This window comes from Microbispora rosea, from assembly GCF_900156315.1.
Lineage (GTDB): Bacteria > Actinomycetota > Actinomycetes > Streptosporangiales > Streptosporangiaceae > Microbispora > Microbispora rosea.
Window position 1 is genome coordinate 1 of sequence record NZ_FTNI01000017.1, and the last position, 10743, is coordinate 10743.

The window sequence follows — 10743 nt, forward strand, 5'->3', positions numbered from 1 at the left end:
GGTCGGTGCCGACGACGTGGTCGTGGTAGTGCCAGTAGCCGGCGCTGCCGGGGGCGATGGTGCCGTCCGGGCGGGTGGTGGGGGTGTGGGTGCGCCAGGTGTAGACGTAGCGGCCTCCGGGTTCCACCACGCTGTCGTTCATTCGGGTGCCGTCGCTGGTCGTTTCGTAGTCGACTCCGTGTACGTGCAGGCTGGCGGTCACGTTGGAGTTGTTGACCAGTTCGATTTCGAGGGTTTCGCCCTCGATCATCTCGATCAGGGGGCCGGGGATCGTGGGTTTGCCGGGCTCCAGGCCGTAGCCCATCTGGCCGTCGGGCAGCTTGTCCACGTAGAGGGTGATGCGGCGCAGGTCGCCGGGCTCGCCCGCGGTTTTGCCGGTGGTGCCGGTGGTGGTGCCGCTGGGTTCTGCGGTGGCCTGGCTCGCCACGGCGAAGGGGGCGATCGCGGCGGCTGCGGCCGCGGTGGTGGTGAAGGCGCGCCGGGAGAGCAGGCGTCGCGTCACATCACTGCTTTTCTCGGTCATGGTTCCCAATCGGTGACGGCGCTCGCCCGGGGGCGGCGAGCTGGGGGGTGGTCCGTGATGCCGGCGGCGAGCCGGCCATGCCGATCCGGAGGACTTTGTACAGGTGTGAGGGCACTTCCGTCGATGCGTAGGGGTCTTTAGCTGGTTTCTTCAGTAAGTATGGTAACGAACGAGTTAACTTTGTCATAGTTGTGGACTAAATGCGGCCGGACTGTTACGTTTCCAAGCGTCTGAGAAGTGGCCACCAGTCTCTGAAGGGATGTAGGACGTCACGGCACCGCTGCCGTCCACCTGAAACGATCGATCGGCGCAGGGACGAGGAGATCGACAAGGTCGGCGCCACGTCCGACACCGGCGAGCCCGGTGACCACTGCTGCTGATCAGTAGTTCTTCCGAAGGTTGCTGTTGCCCCCCTACAACCGAAGGAGCGGACGATGGGCCGAAGAGACCTCTTCGCACACCCCGGCCACCCGCCTGGCACCGCGTCGTGATCATAAGGGAGACGTCGCCCTGACTCTGGGCGTGGCAACGCCGCCCGTCATGGCCGCCCGACCTACCACCGCTCCGGGGCCGGCATCGCCTGGCCGAGTTCCGCGACGCCCGTGTGCGCGAGCTCTCCCGCCCGGCACGGCTCGGAGTGACGTCGGCCGAAGCGCGATGTCCGACGGCCGAGGCATCAGATCATGAGAGGTACACGGTAAATGCGCATCAGTTCTTTCTCGGGCTTCCTCAGCTATGTGCGGAAGGCGCTCAGAAGTCCTGCCACATTCGGACGCATGGCCCTGGTGATGGTGGCAGTGGCACTGCCGACGGTGTGGCTGTCGGGAGTCGGGGCCGCGGCACAGGACCAGGGCCAGCAGGCGGGCCAGGCGGCGGAGCAGACGCTTGTCTGGACCGCGGACAACAGCTACACGGCGTACAAGTCCGCGCCGACCACGGCGACGGCCGGCCTCGTGACGATCGTCTTCGAGACCAACGCGTCGACCGGCAACACCTTCGGGATGACGCACACGCTGACGTTCGACGACGACAGCCCGGGCTACAACCACGACGTCAACATCAACATCATGGCCAGCCCCTTCGATACGAGCGGGGGCAGGCACGAGGTTCAGGTGAACCTCACCCCCGGAACGTACCGCTACTACTGCGAGATCCCCGGTCACGCGGGAATGGTCGGCGAGCTCGTGGTCACCAGCCCCGAACCCACCGACACGACGCCGCCGCAGGTGTCGGCGTCGGTGTCGGGTGAGCAGAACGCCGACGGCGACTACGTCAGTTCCGCGTCGGTGACCGTTTCGGCCACCGACGCCGAGTCCGGGGTGGACACGGTGGAGTACGCCCTGGACGGTGGCGAGTTCCAGGCCTACACGGCTCCGGTGCCGGTGAACCAGGTCGGCGAGCACACTGTGCGATACCGGGCCGCCGACAAGGCCGGCAACACCTCTGAGGTGCAGTCGGTGACGTTCACGGTGGTGGCCCCGCAGCCGAAGGACACCACCCCGCCGACGGTGTCGGCCGATGTGTCCGGCACGAAGGACACCGACGGCGACTACGTGGAGTCCGCCACGGTGACCATCTCCGCGACCGACGCCGAGTCCGGGGTGGACACGGTGGAGTACGCCCTGGACGGTGGCGAGTTCCAGGCCTACACGGCTCCGGTGCCGGTGAACCAGGTCGGCGAGCACACTGTGCGATACCGGGCGACCGACAAGGCCGGCAACACCTCCGACGTCGCCACGACCGGCTTCACGGTCGTCGCGGCGCCGCCGCCCGCCGAGACGCCGCTGACCGTTACCGCCTCGTCCCGCTGCCTGGGCACGTCGGTGTACGTCGCGGTCACGGCCGTCAACGACGGCGACGTGCCGGCGACCGTGGCGCTGACCACCCCGTACGGCACCAAGACCGTGGCGGACGTGGCCCCGGGCAAGCAGGCGTACCAGTCCTTCAACGCGCGGGCCACGCAGATCGGCGCGGGCGAGGTCACCGTGACCGGCACGTCGTCCATCGACGGCGAGAAGGTCACCACGCCCTACGAGGCCGCCTACAGCGCGATCAGCTGCGGCTGACCGGGCCGGCGTGACGGTCACGGTGTACGCACCGGGGACGCCACCGCAGTGAAACAGGAGCCGACCGGCCGATGGGCCGGTCGGCTCCTGCCTTTTACAGCCCCGCCTTTTACAACCCCGGCCTTTTACAACCCCGGCCTTTTACAACCCCGGCCTTTACAGTCCCGCCGCCGAGGGACCGCCGTTCAGCAGCTCCACCGCGGCCTGGGCGTTGGCGCGGGCCGCGCCGTACGTCGCGATGTAGGCCCCCGCGCCGGGCCGCCAGATCGGCAGGCCCATCTCCATCACGACGGCGTCCGGGCGCGCGGCGAGCAGTTCGGAGATCAGTTCGCGGCTGTCCGGGTGGCGGTGGGCGTCCTTGACGACCACGATCAGCGAACGCTCGCGGGCCCGGCCGAGCAGCCCCCCGGCGTCGGCCTCCGACGGCTTGACCCGGACGATCTCGGCCTCCGGCAGCCACGGGGCGATCCCCCAGGGCACCTCGCCCACCGCGATCGTCGGCGGTGTGTCGATCTCGACCACGAACGGATCGGCCAGCGGCCCCGCCGGGCCCGTCAGCGACACGGCGCGCCGGGCGGCGTCCAGGCCGACGACCTCGCCGTCCGCGGCGTTCCTCGACGGGTGTCCTGACGGCAGGTGTGCGCCGGCGAACCAGTCGCGCAGCCGCTCCACCCGGGCGGTGGCCTCTTCCAGCCGCTCGGCCGCGAGCCTGCCCTCGGCCACGGCGTCCACGATGTGGTCCACCATGCCCCGTACGTCCTCCGCGGTGGGCAGCGGCCCGAGGCACAGCAGGTCGGCGCCCGCGGCCAGGGCCCGCACCGCGCCCTCCGCGAGCCCCACGGTCCTGCTGATCGCGTGCATGTCGAGGGCGTCGGTGAGCACGACGCCGTCGTAGCCCAGCTCACGGCGCAGCAGCCGGGTGAGCGCCTGCGCGCTGAGCGTGGCGGGCAGGTCCCCGGTCAGCTCGGGCACCGCCACGTGCGCCGTCATGATCGACTTCGCCCCGGCCCGGATCGCCGCGAGGAACGGAACGAGTTCGCGCTCCCTGAGCACGTCGAGGGAGGCGTCCACCAGCGGGATCTCCAGGTGGGAGTCCTGATGGGTGGCGCCGTGGCCGGGGAAGTGCTTGACGCAGGCGGCGATCCCCGCCGACTGCAGGCCGCGTACGGCGGCGACCGTGTGCCGGGCCACGAGGTCCGGCGACGAGCCGAACGACCGGGTGCCGATGATCGGGTTGTCGTCGGCGGTGTTGACGTCGGCCACCGGGCCCATGTCGAGGTTCACCCCGCACCGCGCCAGGTCGGCGGCCATCGCCTGGTAGACCCGCTCGGTCAGGGCGACGTCGTCCACGGCGCCGAGCGCCGCGTTGCCCGGGTAGGCGCTCCCGGTGTGGTAGGCCAGCCGGGTGACGTCCCCGCCCTCCTCGTCCAGCGAGACGACCGGGCGGCCCGCCTCGTTCAGGCGGGCGCTGAGCGCCGCGACCTGCTCGCCGTCCGCGACGTTGAACCCGAAGAGGCAGACGCCGCCCAGACCGTCCTCCAGGCCGCGCAGGACCCAGTCCGGCGCGGTCGTGCCCTGGAACGAGATCAGCAGTGCGCTCGCCGCGAGCCGGTGCAGGCCCGGGTCGCCGGTACGCGTGGACAGGTCGGCGGCCCCCGCCAGGGGGTCGCGGGTGGCGGACATGGTGTCTCGGCTCCTTTGGTGACAGTGGGTGTGAAGGCGCGCGGGCAGGGCCCGTACGGCCACCGGGTCCGGTGGCCGTACCAGCGGTCTTCAGAAGAGTGGGATGCCGGGTGGCGGAGGGGTTACCCCTTGACCGCGCCCGCGACGAGGCCGGAGACCATCCGCCGCTGGACCAGCAGGAAGAAGATGAGGACCGGGATGGTCATCAGGGTGGAGGCGGCCATGATGCCGCCCCAGTCGGTCGACCTCTGACCGACGAAGAACTGCAGCGCGACCGGCATCGTGTATTTGCCCTGGTCGCCGATGAGGGTCAGCGCGTAGACGAACTCGTTCCAGGTGGTGATGAACGCGAAGATGCTGGTCGCGACGAGACCGGGCGCGACGAGCGGGAACAGCACCCGCCAGAACGTGGTGAACCGGCCCGCGCCGTCGATCCAGGAGGCCTCCTCCAGTTCCTTGGGGACGGCCGCGACGAACGTCCGCAGCATCCAGACGGAGAACGGCAGCGTCAGGCCGACGTTGATGATGATCAGGCCGAGCAGCTGGTCGTACAGGCCGAGCCGCTTGACCATGGTGAACAGCGGGATCAGCAGCGCCTCGGCCGGCACCATCTGCACGATCAGCAGCAGGATCAGGAACGAGGTGCGGAACCGGAAGCGGAACCTGGCCACCGCGGTCGCCGCGAGCAGCGCGAACACCGCGCCGAGCACGACGGCGCTGAGCGCGACGAGCGTGCTGTTGAACAGGTACTGCCAGATGGAGTGGCCGGCGACGCCCTTCGTGAAGACCCGCGAGATGTGGTCCATCGAGGGCGGGCTGGGGAACGGGATGAAGCTCGTGGTGAAGATCTGGTCGTTCGGCTTGAAGGCCGTGGTGACCATCCAGTAGACGGGGAAGACCGCGAAGAGGAACACCACGACCCCGGCCGCGTTCAGCGCGGCCCGTCCGAGCCTCCTGCGGGCGAGCGGGCTCATCGGATGTCGTCCTCCGTCTTCACGATCTGACGCACGTACACGAAGGTGATCAGCAGCAGGATCACGGTCAGCACGACCGCGATGGCGGCGCCCAGGCCCATCTTCGGCGGGCTGCTGAACGCCTCGGCGTAGCTCCACAGCGACAGGTTGAACGCGTCGCGGTTCACCGTGCCGCCGGCCAGCAGGTAGAGCTGGGTGAAGACCTTGAAGTCCCAGATGATCGACAGGACGACCAGCACCGAGAACACCGGCCTGAGCAGCGGGAAAGTGATCCTCCTGAACGTGTGGACCGCGCTGGAGCCGTCCATCTTCGCCGCCTCGTACAGCTCGGAGGGGATGCTCTTGAGCCCCGCGAGCACCGACACCGCGATGAACGGGAACGACGCCCACACCACGGCCACGATCAGCACGAAGTAGAGCGTGAGCGTGTCGTTGAACCAGGGGTAACCGCTCCAGTCGGCGTGGCCGAACAGCAGGTTCGACAGCCAGTCGGGCAGGAGGTTCAGCGCCCAGTTGACGATGCCCGAGTCGGAGTCGAACAGCCACTTCCACACGATCGCCTGAGCGGTGGGCGGGGTGGCCCAGGCGGCCATGATGCCGACGACCACGAAGGTCGACATCTTCGGGCCGAGCTTGTTGAGCAGCAGGCCGACGAGGGTGCCGAGGATGAGTGTCAGCGCGACGGTGACGACGGCGAACAGCACGGTGTTGCGCAGCGACGACCAGAACAGGTCCGAGCCGAGGATCTGCGTGTAGTTGTCCCAGCCGACGAAGTCGGCGGGCGCGGGGTTGACGGCCTTGATCTGCCGGAGCCCGACCTTGTGGAAGGACATCTCGACCATCTGGTACAGCGGGTAGAGCAGCAGCACCGCGATGACCAGTAAGCCGGGCAGGAGCAGGACGTACGGGACGGCCTTCGGGGACAGCCCCGGTCCGCGCTCCCGCTTGCGACTGCGCCGCGACGGGGCGGAGGCGTCGGCTCCGCCCCGGGCGAGGGTTGACGTGTCGGTCATGATCTACTGGTTGAGGATCGTCTCAAGCTCGGAGTTCGCGTCCGTCAGAGCCTGGTCGACGTTCTTCTTGCCCTCGATCACCTCACGCGCCGCGTTCTGCAGCACGGCCTTGGTGTCGTTGGCCTCCGCCCAGTTGGGGCTGGCCGGGAAGCCCTTGGCGACCTGGAAGGTGTCCGTGAACGGCTTCTGGGCGGGGTCGCTGCCCATCTCCGCGAGCGCGTCGGGGTAGAGCGGGAGCAGGCCGCCCTCCTTGGCGTACCGGACGCCGAACTCCTTGCCCGCGGCGAGCTTGACGTACTCGAGGGCGAGCTCGGGGTTCTTGGCGTCCTTCCAGACAGCGATGTCGTTGCCGCCCTGGAAGGCCGGGGCCGGGCCGGACCCGTCCTTGGCGGGCAGCGAGAAGAAGCCCATCTTCGACTCGTCGACCTTGCCCTTGCTCTGCTCCTTGATGGCCGCGATGTCCCAGCCGCCGGTGACGTACATGCCGACCTTGCCGGCGGCGAAGCGCTGGGCGATGTCGACGGAGTTCTGCGTCAGGCGGCCCTTGCCGGACACGCCGTCCTTGGCGACCAGGTCCGTGTAGAACTGGAAGCCCTCCTTGAAGCCCGGCTGGGTGAGCTGGCCCACCCACTTGCCGCCCTCGAACTTGGCGAAGTCGCCGCCGGCCGACCAGACGAACGGCGACAGCGACATGTTCGCGTCGGAGCCGCCGTTGAAGGCGAAGCCGTCGACGTCCTTGCCCTGCTTGTCAACGATCTTCTTGGCCGCGGCGACCAGGTCGTCCCAGGTCTTGGGGACCTCGATGCCGAGCTTGTCGAACCAGTCCTTGCGGTAGAGCACGGCGCGGGTGCCGCCGCCCCACGGCACGGCGTAGACCTTGCCGTCGATCGTCTCGTAGCTCCACAGGTTCTGCGGGATCTGCTGGAGCTCGGCGTCGCCCTTGACGGAGTCGGTGATGTCGGCGAGCGCGTCCTGCGCCACCCAGGCGGCGACCTGGTCGTTGCCGAACTCGGTGACGTCCGGGCCCTCGCCGCCGGCGAGCGCGGTGGTCCACTTCTTCTGCGCGTCCGGCCAGGGGATCCACTGGACCTTCGCCTCGGCGCCCGTCTGCTCCTTGAACTTGGCGTTCAGGTCGTCCATGTATTTGGTGAAGACGTCGGTGGGGGCACCGAGTCGCCACACGGTAAGAGTCTGGCCGGCGAACTTCGGACCGCTCGCGGCGGCGGAGGCCGACGGGGCGGTCGTGCTTCCGGAGTCGTCGCTTCCGCAAGCGGCGAGTCCCAGGGCCAGGGCAGCGGTCGCGGTAGTCGCGACCGCGAGCTTCACGATCTTCACGATTGGTCTCTCCCTTCCCGGCTTCGCGTCGGGGGTGCGCCTCGTGGGGGGTGTCGGCGGGCCGCTCACCTGCTGGAAGGCGCTCTCCTTTCGGTCGGCGCTCTGGCGTCCCGAGGCTGATCGGTTGCCTCCGGGCTGGCTGGCGATAAACTAACAAGAAACTTTCTTATAAAAAAGACCGCGTTAGCGGATCGTGACGAGAGGGGAACCAGCCGGTGGCTCAACGACCGGGTACGCCTCGCCTGCTCCGGCAGATGAACGACCGCGCGGCACTGGAACTCCTCATCTCCAGAGGCCCGCTGACCAGGGCCGAGTTGGGAGAGCTTACCGGGCTGTCCAAGGTCACATCCGGCCAGCTCCTGGCCCGGCTGGAGGCGCGCGGGCTGGTCACGGCGGCGGGGGAGCGCCCAGGCGGGCGCGGTCCCAACGCCGCGCTGTACGGCGTCAACCCGTCCAGCGCGTACGTCGCGGGGCTGGAGGTGCTGCCGGACAGTGTCACGGCCGCCGTCGCCGACATCGCCGGCACCGTCGTCGCCCAGGTGACCGTGGACCCGAGCGAGGCCCGCGACCCGGTGGGCCTCGTCCACGAGGCCGTGCAGCGGGCCTGCGGGACGGCCGGGATAGAACTCGCCCGGCTGCGCTGCTTCGTGATCGGCACGCGCGGCGTGGTCGATCCGCTCACCGGCGACGTGCGCTACTCGGTCGACCTGCCCACCTGGCACGTCGGCATCCTGGCCGGGCTGCGCACCCTGCTCGGCGAATGCGTGATCATCGAGAACGACGTCAACCTGGCGGCCCTCGCCGAGCAGATGTACGGCGCGGCGCACGGCGCCGACGACTTCGTGATCCTGTGGACCGGCGTCGGCCAGGGCCTCGGCGTCATGCTCGGCGGCCGGCTGCACCGGGGCATCACGGGCGGCGCGGGTGAGATCGGCTGGCTGCCCGTCCCCGGCGAACCCCTGCCCAGCGCGGTCACCGCGCCGCAGACCGGCTCCTTCCAGCGCCTCGTCGGAGGAGAGGCGCTGTGGAACCTGGCCCGCGCGCACGGCCTCCCCGCCCCGGACGCGCGGGGAGCGGAGGTGGCCGACCTGGTCCGTACGGCCATCGACACCGGCAACGACGACTTCGTCGAGGATCTGGCAGGACGGCTCGCGGTCGGGGTCGCGGCGGTCTCCGTGGTCCTCGACCCGGGACTCGTCGTGCTCGGCGGTGACGTGGGCAGGGCCGGCGGCGGTCACCTCGCGGAGCGCGTGGAGGAGGCGGTGGCCCGGGTGTGTCCGAGCCGTCCCACGGTGGTGGCCACCGAAGTGGAGGGCAATCCCGTTCTCATGGGGGCGATCGTCGCTGCATTGGACAGAGCGCGTGAAGAGGTCTTTTCGGACACTGTCTGACGGTAGGTTGATCCTCATGCCCGACTTCCCCCGTGATCGCTCAACCGCGCCCGCCCTCGCCGAGGGTCCGGTGCTCATCTCCGACCCCCGCGTGACCTCGATCGGCGTGAACGAGTGCGGGGAGAAATTGAGCGACGTACGCGGGCGGCTGCGGGTGGACGGGCGGCTCGCCGACCCCGCCGGGGCCTACGCCCACCTGCGCGAGGGCCTGCTCGCCCGTCTGGAGGAGGCCCAGGAGCGCCTGCCCGCCGGGTGCCACCTGGTGGTGGTCGAGGGCTACCGCCCGCCGGCGCTGCAGACCAAGTATTTCGAGGAGTACAAGGACGAACTGCGGGCGGCGTTCCCCGGGATGTCGGCTGCGGAGCTGCACGTCGCCGCGAGCCGGTACGTCTCGCCGATCGAGGTGGCCCCGCACACGGCGGGCGCGGCCGTCGACCTCACGCTCTACGACGACGACGGGGTGGAGCTCGACATGGGCACGGCGGTCAACGCCACCCCCGAGCAGAGCGGCGGCGCGTGCTACACCGCCGCCCCGGTGGGGGCCGAGGCGCGGCGCAACCGCGACGTGCTGGGCGCCGCCCTGGAGGCGGCCGGGCTGGTCAACTATCCGACCGAGTGGTGGCACTGGTCGTACGGCGACCGCTACTGGGCCATGACCCGCAGCGCCCCCGCCGCCATCTACGGCCCCGTCGAGCTGTAGGGATTCACCCCCCGCAGTCCGCGTCCGCGCGGCGCGGCGGGGCGAGCGAGTCCGCGGACACGGTGCGCGCGGGCCGGCCGTGAAACGCCCGGCGGTAGTCCATCGGGGCCACGCCGGCCGACCTGGTGAAATGGTGCCGCAGGTTCCCGGCCGTGCCCATGCCGCACAACCGGCTGACCTGCTCGATCGGCAGATCGGTCGTCTCCAGGAGGTGCCGGGCCCGCGCGAGACGCTGGGCGTGCAGCCATTGCAGCGGGGTGGTGCCGGTGGCCGCGTGGAACCTCCGGACCAGCGTGCGTGTGCTGACCGATGCCCACGCGGCCATCTGCGCGACGGTGAGCTGCCGATGCAGGTGTTCGAGCGCCCATTGGAGGACGGGGGCCAGCCCGTCATCGCCGCAACGGGGCACCGGAGCCTCGATGTACTGCGCCTGCCCGCCGGGCCGATGAGCGGGTGTGACCATGCGCCGGGCGACCTGATTGGCGACCTCGGCGCCGAGGTCGGTCCGGACGAGGTGCAGGCACAGGTCGATCCCCGCGCTGCGTCCCGCGCTGGTGAGCACGTCGCCCTCGTCCACGTAGAGGACGGCGGGGTCGACCCGCACCCGGGGATGACGCGCGCCGAGGATGCCGGTGTACATCCAGTGCGTGGTGGCCCGCCGCTCGTCGAGGAGCCCCGCCGCGGCCAGAACGAAGGCGCCCGTGCACAGCGAGACGATCCGGGCGCCGTTCGCGTGCGCCGCCCGCAGCGCCTCTGGCAGCCCCGAGACGTTCATGCGGGCCGTGTCGCCCGCGAGCACGGCGTCGGCCGGGATCGCGGGGACCACCACGGTGTCTGCGGTGGTGAGGGCATGGAAGTCGTAGGGCGTGTGCAGCGCGAACCCGTTCTGCGTACGTGTCGTCCCGGGTTGGGCGGCGCACAGCCGCAGCTCGTACCAGGGATCGGCGAGTTCGCTGCGGTCGGTTCCGAAGATCTCACAGGCGATGGACAGCTCGAACATCGGCATGTCCGAGGTGACGGCGAGGGCCACGACGCCGGGAACGGCTCTCATGCGCTCA

At 70.0% G+C, this 10743-nt stretch carries 9 protein-coding genes; 3 read left to right on the forward strand and 6 right to left on the reverse strand.

All coding sequences use genetic code 11. The features are described 5' to 3' along the window. The coding region (locus BXA11_RS22850) for a multicopper oxidase domain-containing protein (RefSeq protein ID WP_208865572.1) at positions 1–502 on the reverse strand (502 nt) is incomplete at its 3' end. A 797-nt stretch (positions 503–1299) separates the two neighbouring features. On the opposite strand from BXA11_RS22850, the gene BXA11_RS22855 reads away from it, so the two are divergent. Continuing rightward, positions 1300–2589 carry an OmpL47-type beta-barrel domain-containing protein gene (locus tag BXA11_RS22855; protein WP_076437686.1) on the forward strand — a complete coding sequence of 430 codons (1290 nt, stop codon included), beginning with the start codon at positions 1300–1302 and terminating at the stop codon, positions 2587–2589. A 156-nt stretch (positions 2590–2745) separates the two neighbouring features. Here BXA11_RS22855 and BXA11_RS22860 read toward each other — a convergent pair whose 3' ends face one another. The 4 genes from BXA11_RS22860 to BXA11_RS22875 all read right to left on the reverse strand — a co-directional run bounded on the left by BXA11_RS22860 (position 2746) and on the right by BXA11_RS22875 (position 7594). Continuing rightward, positions 2746–4272 (reverse strand): glycoside hydrolase family 3 protein, encoded by a 1527-nt coding sequence (locus tag BXA11_RS22860; protein ID WP_076437691.1) that lies wholly within the window; start codon positions 4270–4272, stop codon positions 2746–2748. A gap of 122 nt (positions 4273–4394) precedes the next feature. Continuing rightward, a complete protein-coding gene (locus BXA11_RS22865; RefSeq protein WP_030506489.1) occupies positions 4395–5246 on the reverse strand; it encodes a carbohydrate ABC transporter permease in 852 nt (283 codons plus the stop codon). Further along, positions 5243–6259 carry a carbohydrate ABC transporter permease gene (locus BXA11_RS22870; protein WP_076437693.1) on the reverse strand — a complete coding sequence of 339 codons (1017 nt, stop codon included), beginning with the start codon at positions 6257–6259 and terminating at the stop codon, positions 5243–5245. Before BXA11_RS22870 ends, BXA11_RS22865 begins: the two co-directional genes overlap by 4 nt. A 3-nt stretch (positions 6260–6262) precedes the next feature. Then, the gene (locus BXA11_RS22875) at positions 6263–7594 is read right to left on the reverse strand and encodes a sugar ABC transporter substrate-binding protein (RefSeq protein WP_030506487.1); all 1332 of its coding nucleotides are present in this window, start codon (positions 7592–7594) and stop codon (positions 6263–6265) included. Between the two features lie 215 nt (positions 7595–7809). Here BXA11_RS22875 and BXA11_RS22880 point away from each other — a divergent pair, with 215 nt between their 5' ends. Both BXA11_RS22880 and BXA11_RS22885 read left to right on the forward strand, forming a co-directional pair. Continuing rightward, entirely contained in the window at positions 7810–8985 is a 1176-nt protein-coding gene (locus BXA11_RS22880; protein ID WP_076437695.1) for an ROK family transcriptional regulator, read from the forward strand. A gap of 16 nt (positions 8986–9001) precedes the next feature. Then, complete coding sequence (locus tag BXA11_RS22885; protein WP_076437697.1) at positions 9002–9685, forward strand: M15 family metallopeptidase; 684 nt, start codon at positions 9002–9004, stop codon at positions 9683–9685. Between the two features lie 4 nt (positions 9686–9689). On the opposite strand, the gene BXA11_RS22890 is transcribed toward BXA11_RS22885, so the two are convergent. Beyond that, positions 9690–10736 (reverse strand): helix-turn-helix domain-containing protein, encoded by a 1047-nt coding sequence (locus BXA11_RS22890; protein WP_083744505.1) that lies wholly within the window; start codon positions 10734–10736, stop codon positions 9690–9692. Positions 10737–10743: the final 7 nt, after the last annotated feature.